The sequence below is a fragment of the Emticicia aquatilis genome, from assembly GCF_014644295.1.
GTDB classification, from domain to species: domain Bacteria; phylum Bacteroidota; class Bacteroidia; order Cytophagales; family Spirosomataceae; genus Emticicia; species Emticicia aquatilis.
Genome location: NZ_BMKK01000002.1, coordinates 584,367 through 605,927, shown reverse-complemented (window position 1 = coordinate 605,927; position 21,561 = coordinate 584,367). Strand labels below are relative to the sequence as shown.

At 36.7% G+C, this 21,561-nt stretch carries 18 protein-coding genes; 10 read left to right on the top strand and 8 right to left on the bottom strand.

The annotated features are described in order from the left end of the window. The first annotated feature begins 75 nt into the window (after nucleotides 1-75). From IEX65_RS06730 to IEX65_RS06720, 3 genes are all read left to right on the top strand, one after another. Nucleotides 76-2,319: a M4 family metallopeptidase gene (locus IEX65_RS06730; RefSeq protein WP_188765253.1), complete on the top strand. Its 2,244-nt coding sequence runs from the start codon at nucleotides 76-78 to the stop codon at nucleotides 2,317-2,319. A gap of 259 nt (nucleotides 2,320-2,578) precedes the next feature. Next, complete coding sequence (locus IEX65_RS06725; protein ID WP_188765252.1) at nucleotides 2,579-4,849, top strand: aconitate hydratase; 2,271 nt, start codon at nucleotides 2,579-2,581, stop codon at nucleotides 4,847-4,849. A 158-nt stretch (nucleotides 4,850-5,007) separates the two neighbouring features. Next, the gene (locus tag IEX65_RS06720) at nucleotides 5,008-5,601 is read left to right on the top strand and encodes a hypothetical protein (RefSeq protein WP_188765251.1); all 594 of its coding nucleotides are present in this window, start codon (nucleotides 5,008-5,010) and stop codon (nucleotides 5,599-5,601) included. A gap of 54 nt (nucleotides 5,602-5,655) precedes the next feature. Here the strand turns inward: IEX65_RS06720 and IEX65_RS06715 are convergent, their stop codons facing one another. The 7 genes from IEX65_RS06715 to IEX65_RS06685 form a co-directional block, all read right to left on the bottom strand. Beyond that, nucleotides 5,656-6,678: a sialidase family protein gene (locus IEX65_RS06715; RefSeq protein WP_188765250.1), complete on the bottom strand. Its 1,023-nt coding sequence runs from the start codon at nucleotides 6,676-6,678 to the stop codon at nucleotides 5,656-5,658. A gap of 19 nt (nucleotides 6,679-6,697) precedes the next feature. Further along, complete coding sequence (locus IEX65_RS06710; RefSeq protein ID WP_188765249.1) at nucleotides 6,698-8,134, bottom strand: alpha-L-fucosidase; 1,437 nt, start codon at nucleotides 8,132-8,134, stop codon at nucleotides 6,698-6,700. Between the two features lie 149 nt (nucleotides 8,135-8,283). Continuing rightward, nucleotides 8,284-9,480: an ATP-grasp domain-containing protein gene (locus tag IEX65_RS06705; protein ID WP_188765248.1), complete on the bottom strand. Its 1,197-nt coding sequence runs from the start codon at nucleotides 9,478-9,480 to the stop codon at nucleotides 8,284-8,286. 12 nt (nucleotides 9,481-9,492) lie between these two features. Beyond that, nucleotides 9,493-10,317 carry a type 1 glutamine amidotransferase gene (locus IEX65_RS06700; RefSeq protein ID WP_188765247.1) on the bottom strand — a complete coding sequence of 275 codons (825 nt, stop codon included), beginning with the start codon at nucleotides 10,315-10,317 and terminating at the stop codon, nucleotides 9,493-9,495. A 65-nt stretch (nucleotides 10,318-10,382) separates the two neighbouring features. After that, on the bottom strand, nucleotides 10,383-11,480 hold the full coding sequence (locus IEX65_RS06695; protein ID WP_188765246.1) for a carboxylate-amine ligase: 1,098 nt from the start codon (nucleotides 11,478-11,480) through the stop codon (nucleotides 10,383-10,385). 127 nt (nucleotides 11,481-11,607) lie between these two features. Then, nucleotides 11,608-12,609, bottom strand: coding sequence for an ATP-grasp domain-containing protein (locus IEX65_RS06690; protein ID WP_188765245.1), 1,002 nt, complete (start codon nucleotides 12,607-12,609; stop codon nucleotides 11,608-11,610). Nucleotides 12,610-12,742: 133 nt separating this feature from the next. Then, nucleotides 12,743-13,459 carry an alpha/beta hydrolase-fold protein gene (locus IEX65_RS06685; RefSeq protein WP_188765244.1) on the bottom strand — a complete coding sequence of 239 codons (717 nt, stop codon included), beginning with the start codon at nucleotides 13,457-13,459 and terminating at the stop codon, nucleotides 12,743-12,745. A 245-nt stretch (nucleotides 13,460-13,704) separates the two neighbouring features. On the opposite strand from IEX65_RS06685, the gene IEX65_RS06680 reads away from it, so the two are divergent. The 6 genes from IEX65_RS06680 to IEX65_RS06655 all read left to right on the top strand — a co-directional run bounded on the left by IEX65_RS06680 (nucleotide 13,705) and on the right by IEX65_RS06655 (nucleotide 19,740). Then, entirely contained in the window at nucleotides 13,705-14,595 is an 891-nt protein-coding gene (locus IEX65_RS06680; protein WP_229250547.1) for an alpha/beta hydrolase, read from the top strand. 110 nt (nucleotides 14,596-14,705) lie between these two features. Continuing rightward, a complete protein-coding gene (locus tag IEX65_RS06675; RefSeq protein WP_188765243.1) occupies nucleotides 14,706-15,452 on the top strand; it encodes a L,D-transpeptidase family protein in 747 nt (248 codons plus the stop codon). Nucleotides 15,453-15,589: 137 nt separating this feature from the next. After that, nucleotides 15,590-17,440 carry a sialate O-acetylesterase gene (locus tag IEX65_RS06670; protein WP_188765242.1) on the top strand — a complete coding sequence of 617 codons (1,851 nt, stop codon included), beginning with the start codon at nucleotides 15,590-15,592 and terminating at the stop codon, nucleotides 17,438-17,440. A 2-nt stretch (nucleotides 17,441-17,442) separates the two neighbouring features. After that, nucleotides 17,443-18,135, top strand: coding sequence for a 16S rRNA (uracil(1498)-N(3))-methyltransferase (locus IEX65_RS06665; RefSeq protein ID WP_188765241.1), 693 nt, complete (start codon nucleotides 17,443-17,445; stop codon nucleotides 18,133-18,135). Between the two features lie 57 nt (nucleotides 18,136-18,192). Beyond that, nucleotides 18,193-18,852, top strand: coding sequence for a DUF4159 domain-containing protein (locus IEX65_RS06660; RefSeq protein ID WP_188765240.1), 660 nt, complete (start codon nucleotides 18,193-18,195; stop codon nucleotides 18,850-18,852). Between the two features lie 144 nt (nucleotides 18,853-18,996). After that, nucleotides 18,997-19,740, top strand: a complete 744-nt coding sequence (locus IEX65_RS06655; protein ID WP_188765239.1) for an acyl-CoA desaturase — start codon at nucleotides 18,997-18,999, stop codon at nucleotides 19,738-19,740. 57 nt (nucleotides 19,741-19,797) lie between these two features. On the opposite strand, the gene gldC is transcribed toward IEX65_RS06655, so the two are convergent. Next, a complete protein-coding gene (gldC, locus tag IEX65_RS06650; RefSeq protein WP_188765238.1) occupies nucleotides 19,798-20,145 on the bottom strand; it encodes a gliding motility protein GldC in 348 nt (115 codons plus the stop codon). A 321-nt stretch (nucleotides 20,146-20,466) separates the two neighbouring features. On the opposite strand from gldC, the gene rhaT reads away from it, so the two are divergent. Beyond that, complete coding sequence (gene rhaT / locus IEX65_RS06645) at nucleotides 20,467-21,537, top strand: L-rhamnose/proton symporter RhaT (protein ID WP_188765237.1); 1,071 nt, start codon at nucleotides 20,467-20,469, stop codon at nucleotides 21,535-21,537. Nucleotides 21,538-21,561: the final 24 nt, after the last annotated feature.

Below are 21,561 nucleotides of genomic sequence, written 5' to 3'. Positions count from 1 at the left end.
TTGAAAATGTATTTTTTTTTCATTGCTTTAATTGAATTTTAACCCTTTTATCAATTTAATTAAAAATCTATACTTATGAGAAAAATTTACCCCTTAGGAATTCTGTTTTCCGGAATTTCGCTCTTTACATTCGCACAAAATGATGCAAAAAAAGAAAGCCGTGATTCGGATAACGACACACCTACTTTCGTTCAGTTTAGAGATGATAGCAAAAAAGATGAAGCTGATTCTAAGCAAGCTATCAAAAATTATCTAAAATCAAGTATTAATAATGATTTTAAACCCGAAAAATCTGAAAAAGATGGTTTAGGGTTTACGCACACTAAGCATCAACAGTATTTTAAAGGAATTAAAGTTGAATTTGGAACGTACGTGACGCACGCTCGCAATGGATTTATTGAAACCATGAGTGGTGATTATAAGAAAGTTGACGACGATTTTGATACTAAAGCGTCATTGTCAGAGGCTACTGCATTGGCAAATGCTTTGAAAGTAGTAGGTGCAACTGAATATATGTGGAATACAGAGGATGCAGCCGAATATTATGGAAAAGTGAAAGGTAAATATGCTCCAGCAGGAGAATTAGTTATTATTGAAAACTTTCAAGGTTTAACCAAGGCCGATAAAATCAAACCACGTTTGGCATGGAAGTTTGATATTTATGCAACTCAACCACTCAGTCGTGCAAACGTTTATATAGATGCAAAAAACGGCGAATGGATTTTTAGTGATGCTATCATTCATCATGCAGCAGCCCCTGGAACTTTCGCTACACGTTATTCTGGTACACAGTCTTCAACAACAGATAGCTTCAATGGTTCTTATCGTTTGAGAGACGTTAGTAGAGGTTTAGGCGTTGAAACCTATAATCTAAAGAAAAAAACAAGTTATAATACGGCAACAGATTTTACTGATGCAAATAACTCTTGGACAGAATATGCCAATGCTACCAAAGACAACGCAGCTTTAGATGCCCATCTTGGAGCTCAAAATACTTATGATTACTTTAAGAATGTACACGGCCGTAATAGCTATAATAATGCAGGAGCAAAAATTAAAAGCTACGTGCATTATTCTACCAACTACGTAAATGCTTTCTGGGATGGTGTTCGTATGACTTATGGTGATGGAAATGGTACAACATTCGACCCACTAACTTCACAAGATGTATGCTCGCACGAGTTAGGTCATGCGGTTTGTTCAAGTTCAGCCAATTTGGTTTATCAAAAAGAATCAGGTGCTTTGAATGAGGCATTAAGCGACATTTGGGGGGCTTGTGTAGAGTATTATAAATTCCCAACCAAAGGTACTTGGAAAGTAGGCGAGGACTTTGACATTGCAAACCACCAAGGTTTCAGAAATATGCAAAATCCAAATCAATTCTCTGACCCAGATACTTATGGCGGTACTTATTGGATAAATCCTAACTGTACACCATCATCATCAAATGATTATTGCGGTGTTCATACAAATAGTGGTGTGTTGAATTTTTGGTTCTATTTATTAACAACTGGTGGAACTGGTACTAATGATATTGGAAATGCCTATAATGTAACAGGCATCGGAATCTTAGATGCTGCTAAAATTACGTATCGTATGGAAACTGTGTATATGACATCAAGCACAAACTATGCTGGTGCAAGAACAGGGGCTATTCAAGCAGCTATTGATTTATTTGGTGCAGGTTCGGCTCAAGTAATTGCCACAACCAATGCTTTCTATGCAGTAGGTGTAGGTGCCGCTTATCCAACTCCTGCATTACGTTTGGCAGCTCCAACAAACCTACAAAACATTGATGTTACAGAAAATTCATTCAATGGAACTTGGGAATCTGTTAAGGGAGCCAACGAATATGAAGTTGAAGTTTGGAAAGATGGTGCTTGGGAAAGCTATTTGAAAACATCTTCAAACTTTGCGAGTATCGAAAATTTAGCAAATGGACAAACGCTTGCTTGGAGAGTAATCGCTAAAAATACCAAAGGTGAAACGGGCGAGAGTATTTCGAAACAAGTTGAACTACTCTCTGAAGCTGCGATAAAAGATGAAGGAATATTGTCGATGAGTACTTACCCCAATCCGAGTAAAGAAGCGGTGCATTTGACATACAAATCTAAGTCAGATTCTGATTTGATGATTCAGGTGAGCGATATGATTGGTAGAACTTATATCCGAAAAACTTCACAAGTAAAAGCTGGTGAAAATGTATTGCAGTATAATATCCAAGACCTACCAAAAGGTAATTATGTGATAAAAGCAGTGCAGTACTCTGAAAATTCTGTTCCTAAACAATTCTCGAAAGTTTTGGTTATAGAAAATTAAAATATCAAAATATTATCTTTTAAAACTATAATATTTACCCAAGAAAGCCCTCCAAACACGAGGGCTTTCTTGTTTTTGATTAAAATTGAGCTTTTTTTGATAAATTTTTAAGATAATCGACCTCAAAGGTTGTATTTACATTCCTTCTATTCTATTTTTGCAAGAAATCATTCATGTAATTAATCATAGTTTCGTACTTTTGTTCAACTCATAATTACATCGAATTTCGGTAACAATAAATCTTAAATTATTTTAACTAATGGCAGTTTTTGACTTAGATATGATTAAGAGCGTTTACGCTCGAATGCCAGAAAGAGTAGCCGCTGCACGTAAGGCAGTTGGTCGTCCGCTTACTTTGGCCGAAAAAATTCTTTATTCGCACTTGTGGGAAGGTTCGCCGACCAAAGCTTACAACCGTGGAGCTGATTACGTAGATTTTGCTCCTGACCGTGTAGCTATGCAAGATGCAACTGCTCAAATGGCATTATTACAATTTATGTCGGCGGGTCGACCGAAAGTAGCTGTGCCTTCAACGGTACACTGCGACCACTTGATTCAAGCAAAAGTGGGTGCGACTGACGATTTAAAAATTGCTACCGAAAAAAACAAAGAAGTTTATGATTTCTTAGCTTCTGTTTCAAATAAATATGGTATCGGTTTCTGGAAAGCAGGTGCTGGTATTATTCACCAAGTAGTTATCGAAAACTACGCCTTCCCAGGTGGTATGATGATTGGTACTGACTCTCACACACCAAATGCAGGTGGTTTGGGTATGGTAGCGATTGGTGTTGGTGGTGCTGATGCTTGCGACGTTATGGCAGGCTTGGCTTGGGAATTGAAAATGCCAAAATTAATTGGAGTTAAATTAACAGGTAAATTAAAAGGATGGGCTTCTGCAAAAGACGTTATCTTGGAAGTTGCTGGGCGTTTAACAGTAAAAGGTGGTACTGGTTATATCGTTGAGTATATCGGTAAAGGTGCTGATAGCTTATCGGCAACTGGTAAAGGTACTATCTGTAATATGGGTGCTGAAATCGGTGCTACTACTTCATTGTTTGGTTATGACCGCAAAATGGCCGCTTACTTAAAAGCAACTGGCCGTGCAAGAGTAGCCTCTTTAGCAAATGGTATCAAAGATTTGTTACGCCCTGACCAAGAATGTATTGATAATCCAGAAGCATACTACGACCAAGTAATCGAAATCAACCTTTCGAGATTGGAGCCAAGAATCAACGGTCCATTCACGCCAGATTTGGCTTGGCCTTTATCAAAATTTGCGAAAGCAGTTATCAAAAATAAATGGCCGCAAAAATTAGATGTGGGTCTTATCGGTTCGTGTACCAACTCTTCTTATGAAGATATGACACGTGCTGCTTCGGTAGCGTCACAAGCAGCTGCTAAAAACGTAAAAGCGAAAGCAGAATTCACAATCACTCCAGGTTCTGAATTAGTACGTTTCACAGCAGAGCGTGATGGCATCTTAGCTAAATTTGATGCAATCGGTGGTGTAGTTTTAGCCAACGCTTGTGGACCATGTATTGGTCAATGGGCAAGACACGGTGCTGAAAAAGGTGAGCGTAACTCAATCATCACTTCATTCAACCGTAACTTTGCAAAACGTGCTGATGGTAACCCAAATACACACGCATTTGTGGCTTCTCCTGAAATTGTTACAGCATTTGCCATCGCTGGTGATTTAACTTTCAACCCAGTAAAAGATACATTGACTAACGAAAATGGCGAACAGGTGAAACTTGAGAACCCATTTGGCGTAGAATTGCCTCCAATGGGCTTTGATGTGAAAGATGCTGGATACCAAAAACCTAAGAAAGATGGTAGCAAAGTAAAAGTCGCGGTAAGTCCAAAATCTGACCGTTTGCAATTACTTGACCCATTCAAACCTTGGGAAGGAACCGACCTTTCGGGCTTGAAATTATTGATTAAAGCTAAAGGAAAATGTACAACTGACCATATTTCAATGGCTGGCCCGTGGTTAAAATACCGTGGACACCTTGATAATATCTCGAATAATCTTTTGATTGGTGCCATTAACTTCGTGAATGATAAAGCAAACACGGTTAAAAACCAATTGACAGGTGAGTATGGTGAAGTTCCAGCTGTACAACGTGCGTACAAAGCCGCTGGCGTAGGTACAATCGTTGTAGGTGACGAAAACTATGGCGAAGGTTCATCTCGTGAACACGCTGCTATGGAGCCTCGTCATTTGGGTGTTCGTGCTATCATTGTTCGTTCGTTTGCTCGTATCCACGAAACAAACTTGAAAAAACAAGGTATGTTGGCATTAACATTTGCAAATCCAGCAGATTACGATAAAATCAAAGAAGATGATACTTTTGCAATCACAGGTTTAACAACGTTCTCTGAGGGTGTGCCATTGACTTTGGTTATTACGCACAAAGATGGCTCTTCGGAAGAAATCAAATTGAACCACACTTATAACGCAAGTCAAATTGAGTGGTTTAAGGCTGGTTCGGCATTGAACTTGATTGCTGCAGAAGTTAACAAATAATTAGTTGAAGTGAACAGAGCTTTTGATGTATTAATGTTCGCTTAAAGTAATAAAATTGCTAAATGCTCCACACGAAATTGTGGAGCATTTTTTTGTATATATCGCTAATTAATGAGTTATTTACAAACTAAAACTAATCACTATAAACCTATTATCAAATGAAAAATTTTCAAATAATCGCTGCCATTTTACTCGTTTTTTCTTTGTTGTTTATCTCAAATCATAGCAATTCGGCAATTCCAAAGACTAATAAAACATTAGTTGATGATGGAATAAATGAGTTGGGCATTTTAAGAGGAGTGGAGGATTCGGGCTATCCTTTGGCTACCCTACATATTGAGTTTCCCGAGCGTAAATTCTCAGAGTACTTTACAATAAATCTTGAAGAAGTAAAAAATGTAAATATGGGAATTTTGCAGAAATGGAAAGGCAAATACGTAGCATTTACTTATAATAGCGATTTTACAAATTCCTTAATCGATTTACAAATCAACGGAAAATCTGCTATAAATACTGAGCCAATGCAGTTTAGTGATAATGTGCAGATTGTTGTAGGTGTATTGAGAGGAGCTGGAAAAGTAACCGAAAGTGATTTGCCAAGCACAATTTCTATTACAACAACTGATAACCAAAAACTATTATTCGATTATTATGTAACCCCTGAAATGGTAAAAATCAATGGTCGAAAAGTAATGGCTTATTATGAAGAAGTTGTATCGAATACAATTACAAAGATTAAGGTGAGTAAATAGTAATAATTAAAAATCCCCACAAATTTTGTGGGGATTTTAATTATTGGAAAACTTTTATTTTACACTCAAAACTACATTCTTAATCAATTTTCGGTCAAAAGTGTAGGTGATATGTACTAAACCATCAGAAGATTGAATGATTGCAGGGTAGCTAAACTCTCCTTTTTCTTTATTTTCAAGTGTATAAATATCTGTCCAATTAATTCCATCGGTCGAATGTGCCAATTTTAATACATTTCTGCCATTCGACCATTCCTTCCCTGATGGAAGTGGGTTGTAAACTAATAAGAATGAACCATCTTTTAGCGTAACAGCATCAATACCCGAATTTGGATTGGGTAAATTTATGGGAGTGAGTTCTCTCCAAGTTTTTCCATTATCCGACGACCACGACTGAATAATTTTGTTTTGACGGCTACGCAATAGCATTTGCAATCTTCCATCTTTATGAATCAATACCGAAGGCTGAATTACACCATATTCACCGCATTCAATCGGAATTTTTCGCCAATTTTCGCCATTTGCATCCGAAATCTCGACGTGTGTATGCCAAACTTTGCTATCTACACTTTCGGTGCTTGATGGGTGTAAAATATCACCGTTCTTGAGTTGAATACTTTTGTTTTTGATTGGTCCCAAAATATCATTGGGTAGGCGAGTAGCGGCCGACCAAGTTTTGCCCTCATCCAAAGAAGTCTTCATCATTCCCCACCATTCTCTTGGATTGATGCCAACTTTGTAGAATAAAAATAATTTACCCGATGGGTTTTTAAACAAAACCGGATTCCAACAAGCATATTGAGTGCCTTCATAGATACCATCAGCCACTTTTACAGGTTTGCTCCAATTTTCTTTAATTTTTGTCGAAACCCAAATGCACACTTTGGGGTGGTTTTCGTGTTCTCCAGCAAACCAAGCTGCCATGTATTTGCCGCCAGAAAGCTCTACAATAGTTGAGGCATGGCAAGATTTTTCTTCGGGGTTTGCATCAATGAATCCTTCTTTGATTAATGTTACTTGTGAAAAACAATTAAATGCCAATAGTAGGATGATGGTGAATAGATGGATGGTTTTCATAGATAGGGTTGAATAGACTTTATTTCTCAAATCTGAGAGCCAAAGCTGGTGATGAATGATATTTTTCGGTAATTTCTTTCGGTAAATATACCAAAACTTTTTCACCTTTCTTTTCCCACTTCAACGAAATATCTTCTCCCAATAGTGTTATTTTGCTGCCAGATTTTGGGATATTTTTTGTCCAAGAAATACTTGCACTCGGAGCAGAACCTTCATTTATTTTCACTAAAGCATACAAATTATTTCCTTTCCCTTTCGTAAAATAAATATCATTCTCATTAAAATGGTCGGTTGCACGGGTACCGTAAATTGCCTCTCCGTTTTTATCTAACCATTTACCAATCTCGTTCAATCTTTCTACTTGTGCATCAAGTAATGTTCCTTCTGCGGTTGGGCCAACCCCTAATAAAAGACTTCCGCCTTTGGCTACCACTTCAATTAAAGTGTGAATTACTTTTGATGCCGTTTTGAAATTATCGTTTGGCACGTAGCCCCAAGCACCACCAAGTGTGATACAGCTTTCCCACGGAGTATCTGATTTAGTCTTCGGAATTGTCTGCTCAGGTGTTCGATAGTTTTCGTATGGCCCATGAACTGTTCTATCAACAATCAATAAACCTGGTTGATTTTTGCGTGCCATGGTGGCTATTTTCGGCATATCAATTTCTTGACTGAATGGCGGAATCGGTGCTCCCCACGAGCGTACTTCATCATTTACGGTGTTTAACGGACGTACCCAACCACCATCTAACCACAAAATATCTACGCTTCCGTAGTTTGAGGTAAGTTCATTGATTTGATTGTAGGTAAATTCTTTGTATTTATTCCAACGCCATGGGTTTTTGCGAATATCGTAGTTTACGTTACGGTCGGGTGTAGCGTATCTGTCCCACCAATAATACTGTGTGTACCAGTCGGGTTTTGAAAAATATGCTCCAATCATGAAATTTTCTTTACGAAAAGCATCAAAAACATATTTGGCTACATCTGCACGTGGATTATTGGCAAAAGGACCATTGCTGATTTTGAAATCACTGTATTTGGTATCAAACATATTGAAGCCGTCGTGGTGTTTGGTCGTAAAAACCAAATATTTCATACCTGCACTTTTGGCTGCTTTTGCCCAAGATTCGGGGTCGAACTTGGTTGGATTAAAATCTTTACTGAGTCCCCAGTACCATTTTTTGTAGTCGTCATATCTGCTCATTGAATCTCTTGTAATCCAATCTTCATTACAAATCGACCAAGACTCGATGATACCAGGCACAGCATAAAGCCCCCAGTGGATAATCATACCAAATTTGAGGTCACGCCAATTTTCGAGTTTTTGACGAACTTCGGGTTCTTTTGGATATTGATAAAGCGACGAAGTTGGGTGAATAGTATTTTGTGCAAAACCACTTTCACTTATTAAAGAAAAAAATAGTAGGGTAGATAAAATTATTTTATATTTCATTTTGAAAGATTGATTTATTTCGAGTAAAAATAAAATATTTTAATAATAATGAATTAATAAGAAATTAATTTGAATAAAATAAAAAGAGTCAGTGTCTAAATTTTGCAATATTAGACACTGACTCTCAACTTATTATCATTTTTCCAAAATTAATCTTCAAAAAAGGCACAACTACCGCCTACCCAATCGAAATTTTTATTGAAGTTTACACCAATCATTTCCCCACGACTTAAACGAGCCAGATTTGTAACAAGTTTTGGTCGAGGAGCATTATCTTCCCATGTAAATAACATTCTGATTTCAGTCTTTATCATATTTCCTTCTTTATCTTCGATAATTGGTTCGTATTTAACTTTTCGTTGAATCAAATAATTCTCCTTATCAGCAATGGCATCCAATTCTTCTTTCGTAAAATTAAGTTTTACACCACTTCCTGCGAATGAAAATAATGGTTTTAGAACATAATTTTCTAAGTCGGTGGGGTATTCTTTCAAATCTGATAAAAAATAACTTTGCGGTACAAATACACTTTTGAGCAAAGGTAAAGTGAACTTACTGATACGGAAAAACCAATTTGGGTGAGTCACCCATTTGACATCCACATCATCAGTCATTTTGAAATTAGTTTGCAAGTCGGGAAAATTCTGTAATAAATCATCAAAAATCAGTCGATTATATATACGTTTGATTTCAATGGTTTTTCCATTCTTTTCATAGAAAAGTTGTCGGCCAACTTTTTTGATTTTGGTCAAACAAACGGGTTCGATTCCCCAAAGTTGTCGAGTAATTTCAAAATCTAAGCGTGTTTTTTGCTGTTCGGGGTAAATTTCGAGCAAAATTACATTTTCAGCATTTTCCTCGCCCAACAAAACTTTTTTCATTTCATCGACATAAGATGCCATCGAAAGACGATTGAAATATTGACTAAAGCCTTTTGGGTCGATAAAAAACTTGCGGTATTTCTGCCCCAAATACCATTGATAACCAAACAGCGAAGGAAAGCCTTGTAGCTCAATGAGTTGCGGACTCAACTCGCCATTTTGGTCTTTGCAAACTGCAAAGTCAATTGCCAAAAAACTTGGGTGAGCGTCTTCATTCGGCACATTCTGATTGGCAGGAATTGCACGATTAGTTTTTTCCTTAAAATCGGGCTTCAGTAAGACCTCAATAATATCATTACAAGCCTGTAATAGCTTGATTTTTAGTTCTTTCGGAACGAAAACAGGGGTTTCGGCAACTCTAAAATCAAGCTGATTGGGGAAATCTTTATGAATTTCCGCAATCATTGCTTCATATTTTTGTGTCGTGAAACTTTCGTTGAATTGTTGTCGGATGGCAGGAATCATAATAGAGGGAATTTATGCAACTGCTAAAATTTGTTCGGCAGCATGATTCAAAAACGATGGGATGATTATCGACTCGGTGAGCATGATTTTATCAGGGTCATCGAGGTGGTCAATCATTTGTTCGTATTTGTCTGAACCATGTTCGCTGATTACAGCAATCATTTTTTCTTCTTGTTTGAAATAGCGGAGCATACCTTCGGCATCGGCTTCGGGATGAAACTGAGTACCAAAAACTTCCTCAGAAAATCTAATAGCCATAATAGCTCTTTCGAGCGGAACGTATTCTCTGATTTTTTCGAGACACAGTACTTTTGCTCCAAAATCATTGATTTTCTGCCAGTTTGGCTGAATCATCTGATAATCTCTTGAGTCAACGGCATAGAAAATTTCGGGTAAACCATTGAAAAACGGTTCAGTTTCACCATCGCTTGTTCGATGAATTGGCATGACTCCAAACGAAGTCGAGCGACGCTTACAAATATACCCTAATTGCAAATGATGGCTGGCAACTTGGAAAGAGTGACAAATCAAAAACAAATATTTTTTGTTGTCATTTGCTTGATTGTAGGCAAAAATTTGGTCAAGAAAATTGCCAAATTTGGCTTCCCATTCGTGTCCTTCAGGTAATGGATTTCCTGGGCCACCAGTCGAAATGAAAATATCATAATCCTCAATTTTAGGTATTTCGTTCTTTTTTCTTACATCAAAAATATCGTAGTTTCCCTTGATACCCTCTTGTGCAAGAAATTCTCCGCACAACATTTTTATACAACGCATACCTTCGTTGGCAAAGCCATTGTACATATCTAAAATTGCAATTTTAATATCTTCTTTCATACTTATGGGTGTATTTTGAGGGTAAATTTACGAAAATATACCCTCAAATTAAAGAGATTCCTTATTTAAAGCCCGATTTTGGTCTCGTTTACTATATAATCAACAACAGATTTTAGGCTTTTAGTTTCTTCAAAAACTTTTAGTTGTCGGTCTGCACCGCTTCCCATTTTCAATATTTCGTGGATGTATTCCACTTCTTTTCTACTTCCAAGTTCGTCTAAAACATCATCAACAAATTCCATCAACTCTTCAGCCAAGTGCGAGTATGGTACCTCAATTTCTTTACCAAAATCAATCAAATTACCGTGGATTCCGTAACGAGCAGCTCGCCATTTATTTTCACTGATGAGCATTTTGTGATATGGACGGAAACTAAGATTTTGTTGGTGTAATTTATGAAGTTTAGCTACAATTGCTTGCATTAAGGCCGCCAAACAAATGGTTTCATCGACACGTATCGGAATATCACAAATGCGGAATTCGATTGTCGGATAAAATGGGTGCAGACGTAAATCCCACCAAATTTTCTTGCCGTTGTCGATACAACCAGTTTTGATGAGCAAGTTTACATAATTATCGTATTCGGCTACGCTCGAAAAATAGTCGGGAATACCCGTGCGAGGAAATTTATCGAAAACTTTTGAACGATAAGATTTAAAACCTGTATTTCGACCGCACCAAAAAGGTGAGTTTGTCGAAAGTGCGTAGATGTGTGGTAAAAAATAGCGTGCAGCGTTCAGAATTTGCATCCCTTCTTCACGGCTTGGAATACCTACGTGTACGTGCAAGCCAAAAATGAGGTTTGAGCGAGCCACATCACGCATATCGTCTATTAGCTTATCGTAGCGAGCATCTTCGGTGATAAGCTGTTTTTGCCAGTCCGAAAATGGGTGCGTTCCTGCTGCCGCAATGTGTAGATTTTGTTTAGCAGCCAAATCAAAAAGCATTCGGCGGAGATAAGTCACTTCTTCTCGTGCTTGCTGGATATTTTCGCAAACACTCGAAATCATCTCAACCACCGCTTGGTGCATTTCTTGTTTGATGCGTTCTTGTAAAATTACCTGCCCACCTTCGACCAGTTTCGACATGTGAGAGCGTAATTCCCGAGTTTTTGGGTCAATGGTTTGAAACTCTTCTTCAATACCTAAAGTAAATAGAGACATAGTTTATTCGGTATAAAGTGCTTTCGCACAATTAAGAATGTAGAATGAAGAATGAGAATTATGTTGATTAAAAATACAATTTAAAGAAAAGCCGTGCTATTTTTCAATAACACGGCTCAAAATTGTTTTATTTTTTCTTAGCTGGAGCTTTTTTGACAGGAACTGCGGCTGGTGCTGCTGGCATTGCTGCTTCTCTTACATAGGTTCCCCAAGTACAGTTGTTTTTGCCATCTACTTGTTCGATTGCTCTTTCAATTGCCATTTTGGCTGCATTTTCTACTATCCAATCGAAGTTTCCTTGTCCAACTGAGTGAATATCGGCATCAGGAGCAGGGTTACAGAAGTCAATAGCGTACGGAATACCATCACGGATAGCAAATTCAACCGTATTAAAATCATACCCCAAAGCGTGATTCAATTTCAACACATAGTCAGTTATAGTAGCCATGAGTTTTTTATGTGCTTCGCCTGTTGTTTTTGGCTGAGTTGCGTATCTCAAATGGTGCGGATTGCGTGGCTCATAAGGCATAATATGCACATATTTGCCATTTAAGCAATAACAACGATAATAATCTGTAAACTGGATTTCTTCTTGCAAAAGCATTACAAGTTGACCAGTTTCGCCGTGTTTGTGCCACAAATCATCAGGATTATCAACTCTGTAAACACTTTTCCAGCCTCCACCAGCATGTGGTTTCATGTAAGCGGGGAAACCGATTTGATTGAACATATATCCCCAGTCAAGTGGAGCAACCAAATTGCGGAATGATTTTTCGGTTGTATCGTCTGGACGCTCTTTTGATGGTAAAAGGACAGTTTTCGGAACAGGAACACCGAGTTTTACTGCTAAACAGTTATTGAAGAATTTTTCGTCGGCACTCCACCAAAATGGGTTATTGATAACGGCCGTTCCGCAAAGAGCTGCATTTTTCAAATATGCTCTGTAAAATGGTACGTCTTGCGAAATACGGTCAATAATTACTGCGTAATCTGTAGGTACGCCTTGCTCAACTTTATCAATTTGAACCGCCTCAGCAATAATTCCAGCAGGAGCAGTTTTGTTTACTTGTTCAATAAAAGCCCATGGAAACGTATCTTCCATTCCAAATAATATACCTATTTTTTTCATGTTGTTAGCCCCCTAACCCCCAATGGGGGGACTTGATTTAAGGTTATGCTGTGCTTTTGGGGTTGTTTAAAGCACGTTTTTGATGAAAATGTATTTTTTGCTATACAGATAACTGACAACCAGTAACTAATCACTAACTATAAAGTGGCATTTTTCTGACATACTCCGAAAACATCATTTTCCAAAGTGGCCAATCGTGGCTTGCCCAACGTTTTTCGTCATACCAATGATTGATGCCTTTATTTGCCAAAAGTCTCGACATATTTAGATTATCTTCACGACAAATATCCCAGTCTGATGTACCTAAAACGATATTCATGTGATTGAATTTCCAAGATTCTGCGTGGTTCATAAAATCCATTGGTTCGTTGAAATACACATTATCATCGTAGTGGCCTTTCATGAAACTCTTGATACTAAATGCTCCGCTCATACTAAACATGTGAGCAACCAAATCAGGATTTTTGAAAGCAAAGTTTGAGCAATGATAGCCCCCAAAACTACAACCAGCAACAGCAATTCTATGCACTCCACATTCACGCTGAATAGCAGGTACGAGTTCTTCTTTCAGAAATTGTGTATATAAATTGTAATTGTAAATTTTTACATGAGCAGGCAAATCCTTGGCATAGAAGCTTTGGAAATCAATACTATCGACATTATAAAGTTTTATTTTTCCTGCATCAACCAAATCACCAACGGTGTCCAGAAGTCCGAAATCTTTGTTTTGTAGATAATTTCCCATCGACGTAGGAAACATTAAAATAGGATAGCCCCAGTGACCACTAATCAGAATGTCGATGTCTTGACTCATGATGTGTGAATAAAACTTTATATGTTTTTCTTGCATAAATTTTCGATGTACGTTTGATGAAAGTGCAAAATTCGTATTTTGTTTTTAATTTTAAAAATCAAGTCGCCAAATAAAATATTGATAATCAGCGGATTGTGATTTTTAATTGTCTGTAAATTGTTGTGTTTTTGTGTTTTTGTAAAATATTATTTTGTTCAGAATCAACAGATATATTATCTGTATCGAATATTTGCGTTTAACGGAATCTAAAATTTCTTTGAAATATTAGTCCAATTTCTGCAATGAAACAAATGATTTTTGATTTTTTTATTTTTGAAGGTAAAGGAATTGTTAATTTTGCCAAATCTTTCATCACAAAAAAATCCAAGTACGTGCAAAAGGCTTTAGTTATTAAAAATCAAAAATTCAAATCTTCATTCCTCAACAGAGAGGTAGTTTATGATGTAGTTTTACCCCCCAATTATGATAATTTATCTGATTTGAAAGTGTTGTACATGAATGATGGTCAAGACTTTGAACACCTCAAAATCGAACAGACACTAAACAAATTATATGCCCATGCCGAAATCGAACCTTTGATTTTTGTAGGCCTACACACCAACGAAAATCGTTTGAAAGAATACGGTACGGCTTCAATGCCTGATTATAAAAACCGTGGAAATTTAGCAGAGGCTTACAAGAATTTCGTAGTATCGGAGTTTTTTTCATTCATCATATCAAATTACAAAGCGTCCGCCTCAAACACTAATAATTATTTTTGTGGTTTTTCGTTGGGAGGACTTTCTGCAATGGACATTGTTTGGGGTAATCCTGAATTTTTCTCAAAAGTAGGTGCATTTAGTGCTTCTTTTTGGTGGCGAAAAAAGGCCTATGAAGATGGCTACGACGACCACAATGACCGAATTATGCACGTTTTGGTAAGAAATGGCAACTATAATGCTGGACAAAAATTTTGGTTGGAATGTGGCACTAACGACGAGCAAGATGACCGAAATAATAATGGGATTATTGATTCGATTGACGATACACTCGATTTAATAAAAGAATTAGAAGGAAAAGGTTATGTGCGTGGCAGAGACATTGAGTACGTCGAGATTGTTGGCGGTGAACATAATCAGAAAACGTGGAGCGAAGCAATGCCACAATTTTTGAAATGGTTGGTGGGAAAATAAAATTGCGAGAATTTGTATATTTTAGGTAAATTTTTGCGTCTAAATTGTGAAATATTCAAAAAAAGAACAAAATTTACGGAGTTCGCAAATTTATACTCCCTAAAACAAAAATGAAAAGAACCTTTACGATGATTCTTTTGACATCAATCCTTATGTCAATGACTCCCCCTACAAATTTTTTCGAGCAGCAACTTAAATTCCCAAGGGTTTTTGCTGCCAATAAAGAAAAATCGAAAGCCATTAATGATTTATTGGCTTCAAAAAGTATTAATACTACCAATTTTGATTTATTTCTAAGGGCCTTCAAGAAAGAACAGAAGCTTGAAGTTTGGGCAAAAAATAAATCTGACGAAACATTTACATTGGTCAAAACCTATGACTATTGTGCTACAACTGGTTTTTTGGGGCCAAAGCGTCGCTCAGGCGACCGCCAAATTCCAGAGGGATTTTATGAAGTAGATTTGTTTAATCCACAAAGCCAATATTATCTCTCGTTCAGAATCAATTATCCGAATAAATCAGACCTCGTCTTTGCTGATAAGCTTAATCCTGGAGATAATATTTTTATTCATGGTCATTGCGTGACGATTGGATGTATTCCGATTGGTGATGAAAATATCAAAGAACTATATTTATTGGCTGCAAAAGCCAAAAGTGCGGGTGGGAAAATCAATGTTCATATATTTCCAACCGTTATGAATGAGCAAAATTATAAAGCAATCAATAATGAATTTGGTACTGATGCCAGTTTATTGGCCTTTTGGTCGTGGTTAAAACCGGGTTTTGATGCTTTTGAAAGTTCTAAAAAATTGCCCGAAATAGTAATTGAAGATTCTGGTAGATATATAGTAAAATAACAAAATCTCTTGCGAAAAGGTGTTTTCTTGCAGAAGAAAGTACCTTTTTTGTTTTTGGCACGATTTTTCTATTTAATTCAAAAAACAATAGAATGTCTGTAATGCCCCCATTTAAGAATCAATATTGCTCCATCCTAATGGCATTTCTGCTCTTTCTGAGTAGTGTAGAGGTTTTTTCTCAGGTAAATCTGTCTAAATTTCCTGCCAATAATCAAGTATTACAACGTAATGACCAAGATGAAGCTATTTTTCAAGTAAAAGGAAAAATCACCGAAAACGGACATTCTTCAATTTCTTTAAAAATTCTTCAAGATGGAAATGTTTTTTCAGAACAAACATTGGATGCTTCTGCTGATTTTACATTTTCACCAACCTTAAAAGCTGGAAATTTTAATTATACATTCATTCTGACACTTGATGACACAAGAGAAATTAAGAAATCAACTCAAGTAGCGGTTGGCGATTTATTTTTGATATATGGCCAGTCAAATGCACTTGGTTCTGGAGGAATTGACACTTACAGACCCGCCGAAAATCCTTTAATGAGATTTTTTACGGTTGCTAACTTCGATAATGGCGATAGTGAATGGGTTTTACCTTACAAAACCTCAACTTGGCCAGGCACTGGAACGCTCGAATTTCAGAAATTTCTTTGTGGAAAATATAATTATCCTGTAGGCGTAATAGTTGGTTCGGTGGGCGGTTCTGACATAAAAGGACTAAACAATCGAAATTCTGAAAACCCTGCTGATAAAAATACTCATTATGGTAAATTGCTTTTACAAACGATATTCAGTGATGTGAAAGACCAAATCAAATATGTGATTTTTCGACATGGCGAAAGCGATGGTTCATTTCAATTGGAGTCCGAGCAATACCCAGCTGAGTTTGAAAAGCTTTACAATAACCTAAACCTTGATTTTCCGAATCTCAAGAAAGTCTTCAATATTCAGACAAACATTCTCACAGTCAACAACAGTAAAGCTGGTTTTTTGCGTGATTATCAAAGACGCACAAAATATCTTATGCCCAAAATCACAACTATGAGTACTGTTGGAACTGGCGGATACGATGGTTTGCATTATGGCCTGAAAGGTTACAGTCAAACGGCCTATGAACTTGCAAGAATAGTTGGGCGAGAAATATATAATGATAATCAGTCTTCACAAGTTTATTCGCCTGATATAAAAAAAGTATATTGGGAAAATCAGAAATTAGTTTTAGAGTTTGATGAAGGTATGGAAATGATTTATCCGCAAGACTCATCAGCCAGCGGTAAAACGTGGAGTATGAAAGATTTCATTTATGTCGATGGCCGAAATGATGTTGTACAAAGCGGAGAAGGCATTGGTAATAGAATATTTTTGACGGTTGCCAATATTGAAAACGCAAAAACGGTTTCTTATCTGCCTAATGCTTATGGCGAATTTGGGGTGAGTTTTTATAACGGGGTTCATCTCAAAAACAAATATGGAATGCGTGCCTTTAGTTTTGACAACATAAGTATTGGTGGCGAAACACCAGTTATTTTACCTCCACCAACAGTAATTACGCTCAATACCGAAGTTAATGAAGATGTTCAAGTTAAACTCACTTGGAATAGCAATGCTCAGACCAAATATCATGTAGAGCGTTCGACTGATAATAATAGCTTTGGTGAAATTGGTGTTGTGTCGGGCGGTAATTATTATGATACACAAGCCGAACTGGGTAAAATTTATTTTTACAGAGTTTTTGCTGAAAATGCACCAAATACTAAGTCAAATACAAAAGAAGTGGCCTTAAAATGCCTTGATAATGTTAATTTAAAGACGCTTCCAGCAGTAGCTTACATCGGAGCGAATATATCAATTACTACAATCGTTTCGATAACTAATGCAAAACAACTATCTTTGGAAGCAAAAAAATCAATAGATTTGAATCATGGTTTTGATGCCGAACTCGGTAGCGACTTTTCGGCTGAAATAGGTGGTTGTAAAAATAATTAAAGATGCTGCTTTTTTATCAATCTGATATTGAAAAAACTCCAATTTTAAGTGAAGAAGACTCAAGGCATTGTGTAAAAGTGCTACGAAAAAACATCAAAGATAAAATTCATGTTGTTGATGGAGTGGGAGGTTTGTTTGAGTGCGAAATTGTGAAAGCACATGAAAAAAAATGTGAAGTCAAGATTTTGTCGGTTGAACGAGCGTTTGAGAAACGTAACCATTATCTACATATAGCGATTGCTCCAACCAAAAACGCTGACCGCATCGAATATTTTATTGAAAAATGCGTTGAAATAGGTATCGACGAAATTACGTTAATTCAAACCAAACATTCGGAACGAAAAAATCAGAAAACTGAAAGGCTTGAAAAAATAGCAATTTCGGCAATGAAACAATCTCTCAAAGCCTATTTGCCTAAAATCAATGAATTGACAGATTTTGATAAATTTATTAATAACGCAAACTTTGAAGCTATGTTTATTGCTCATCTAACTGATGATGCAAAACCTTTAAAAGATGTAGTGGCTGATAAAAAGGAAGTTTTAATGATGATTGGCCCCGAAGGAGATTTTACCAAAGAAGAGATTGCAATGGCAAAACAAACTGGTTTTCAAGTAGTTACACTCGGAAATTCGAGATTACGTACTGAGACCGCAGGTGTTGTGGCTTGTACGGTAGTGAATACATTTTTATAAGACAGGTTTTCAATCTGTCAATTTTAGTTGGTAGTAAAGATTTTATAAATTGACTTTATGAAAAAAAATATTTTAATATTTCTCAGTATAATTGCTGCAAACCTTGCTTTTGCACAACAGCCGACAATTAAAATCGGTAAACTGAAATACGGTGGCGGTGGTGACTGGTATGCCAATAAGACATCGTTACCAAATTTGATTAAATTCTGCAACCAAAATCTTAAAATGAATATCTTCCCCGAAGAAGATATTATTGAGGTCGGTAGCACCGATATTTTCCAATACCCATTTATTCACATGACTGGTCACGGAAACGTAGTTTTCAATGATGGCGAGGTTCAAAACCTTCGTAGATATTTAATTTCTGGCGGCTTTCTTCATATTGATGATAATTATGGTTTGAATAAATTTATTCGTCGTGAGATGAAAAAAGTTTTTCCAGAATTAGAATTTGTTGAGCTGCCATTTTCTCACCCAGTTTATCAGCAGAAATATAAATTTGCTACTGGTTTGCCCAAAGTGCATGAGCATGACGGCAATGCTCCACAAGGATTCGGACTCATCTGGCAAGGGCGTTTAGTTTGTTATTTTAGTTATGAATGTGATTTAGGAAACGGCTGGGAAGATAGAAGTGTCTATAATGACCCCGAAGAGCTTCGTACGAAAGCATTGCAAATGGGTGCTAATTTGGTGCAATATGCCTTTACAAGTTACTAAAATTGGATAATTTTGAGAATATTTTTTGGATATTTTGAAGAACTTTATGTTTGACCCATATACGTAACCAACTTTCCATACTTCTTTTGTGTTAGACTTGTATATTTGTATTTTCAAAAACAACAAAACTTCTATTTTCTAAGCATGGTTGCTGCACTTTCGTTTTTCTTTGCTCATTGGTATTTGTCGCTTTTCAGTCAAACATTTTTCTTGCACCGTTATTCTGCTCACAAAATGTTTACTATGAACAAATTTTGGGAGCGATTCTTTTATTTTTTTACTTACATTACACAGGGTTCGTCTTATCTGAATCCACGTTCGTATGCTGTTTTACACCGTATGCACCACGCATATAGTGATACTGAAAAAGACCCTCACTCGCCGCATCACACCGAAAATTTGTTTACGATGATGTGGAAAACCAAAGATATTTATAATGCAGTTTTGAACTACAAATTCAAAATTGAAGAGCGTTTTGAGAAAGATTTACCCGAATGGAATCTGATTGATAAAATCGGAGATAATTGGGTTTCACGTTTGGCTTGGGGATTTGCCTATATTGCTTTTTATGTAATTGGCTTTTTCTATTTTGATATTCACTGGGGATTTTTCTTCCTTTTACCAATCCACTTTTTGATGGGGCCAATTCACGGAGCTATCGTAAACTGGAGTGGACATAAATATGGTTATCAAAATTTTGACAACCATGATGAGTCAAAGAACTCGTTGATTTTTGATGTTTTGATGATGGGCGAATTGTTTCAGAACAATCACCACAAACATCCGATGTCAATCAATTTTGCTAAGAAATGGTATGAGTTCGACCCAACTTATCCGTTGATTAAATTATTGACTTGGACAAAAATCATTACTCCGAAAAAAGCGTAAGTTGATGTCAGAAACATAAAAAAACGGCTGAATACTCAGGATTCAGCCGTTTTTGTTTTATGCTTGAGCTTCTTTCTTCGCTTCTTCGTCAATATGACGCTTCATGCTGCGACAAGTGCTTTCTAAAATTTCGATTAGTTTTTTATCTCCAGTTGCATCGGCAACTAATTGTGCTACATTTCCAACAATATCAACTGCAAAATGCTTCATTTCATCAACGGGCATATCTTTTGTCCAAAGATTGATTCCTAATAAACCACGGTGATAATGGTCCCAAACTCCAATGGCAATCGCTTTAGTTTCATTGATTCCTTCATTTGGGTTTTCGGTAGCATCCCAAAAAATTCTTTCTGGAATACGAGTTTCATCTAATTCTACAGTAAAATTAATTTCTGATTTTTTCATATTTGATTCTATAACTGTTTCAGTAAATAATAGGTTTTTGCGAGATAAAGTTCAAAATAAGTAGTCTATGGTCAACAGTCGGCAGTTTACACTTGTATAAAATCCTTATTATCAGTTAAATACAGATATTATATTTGTTGATGTCATACTTGCAACCACAGAAATCTAATTTACTCTGAACTTATTTTATAAAAAAACACAAATTATCTTTCGCATGAGAGTACAGGATAGTATTTTTAGTCGCCCAATATTATTTTTGAAAAATAATTGCGGAAGCCGCCCTATTTAAAAACTACAAAAAACTAACCCTATTAAACAAAAATGACTGCAATCTTAGGTATTATTTTTCACTTCTTGGGCGGTTTCGCATCAGGGAGTTTCTACATTCCATATAAAAAAGTTAAAGGCTGGGCTTGGGAAAGCTACTGGATAGTTGGGGGACTATGTTCGTGGCTAATTGTTCCGCCGTTGGCTGCTTATCTAACTATTCCGAATTTCGGCAGTATTATTTCGGGTGAAGCTGGAAATACCATTTTCTGGACTTATCTGATGGGTTTACTTTGGGGAATAGGTGGGCTAACCTACGGTCTTGGTGTTCGTTATCTTGGTGTTTCATTGGGAAGTTCAATTATACTTGGTTTGTGTTCGGTTTTTGGCTCAATTATTCCTTCGGTTTATTATGATTTTGTGCCAACCGCTGGAAAAGATACCATTACCGACCTCATGACCACCAATTGGGGGCAGATGGTTCTTTTGGGGCTTCTCGTTTGTGTTGTTGGCATTGTTATCTGTGGAAAAGCGGGTGGAATGAAAGACAAAGACCTTGACGGTGCAGAAAAAGCAAATGATGAATTTCAGATAACAAAAGGTTTAATTGTTGCTGTTATCTCTGGGGTTTTGAGTGCTTGTTTCAGTTTTGGTATTGAAGCTGGTTCGAGTATGTCGAAAGTAGCCAATGAAATTTGGGTGGCTCAAAATCCAGGTCAAGGAGAATTTTTATTTAGAAATAACGTAGTGTATGTTGTAATTCTTTGGGGTGGACTTACTACTAATTTTATTTGGTGTATGTACCTTAATTTCACCAACAAAACTTTTGGTGATTATACCAACTCAAAAACGCCACTATTAAAAAATTATATTTTCTCGGCAATTGCAGGAACAACGTGGTTTTTACAATTCTTTTTCTACGGTATGGGAGAAAGCAAGCTCGGAAATGGCCCAAGTTCATGGATTTTGCACATGGCATTCATTATTTTAGTTGCCAACTCATGGGGATTAGTTCTGAAGGAATGGAAGGGAGTATCGAAGCAAACACTCCGAACAATCGTTATCGGAATTCTAACCATTATACTTTCTGTTCTGATTGTTGGTTATGGTAATTCGTTGAAGTAATTAATTTTTTGTTTAGATAAGCAA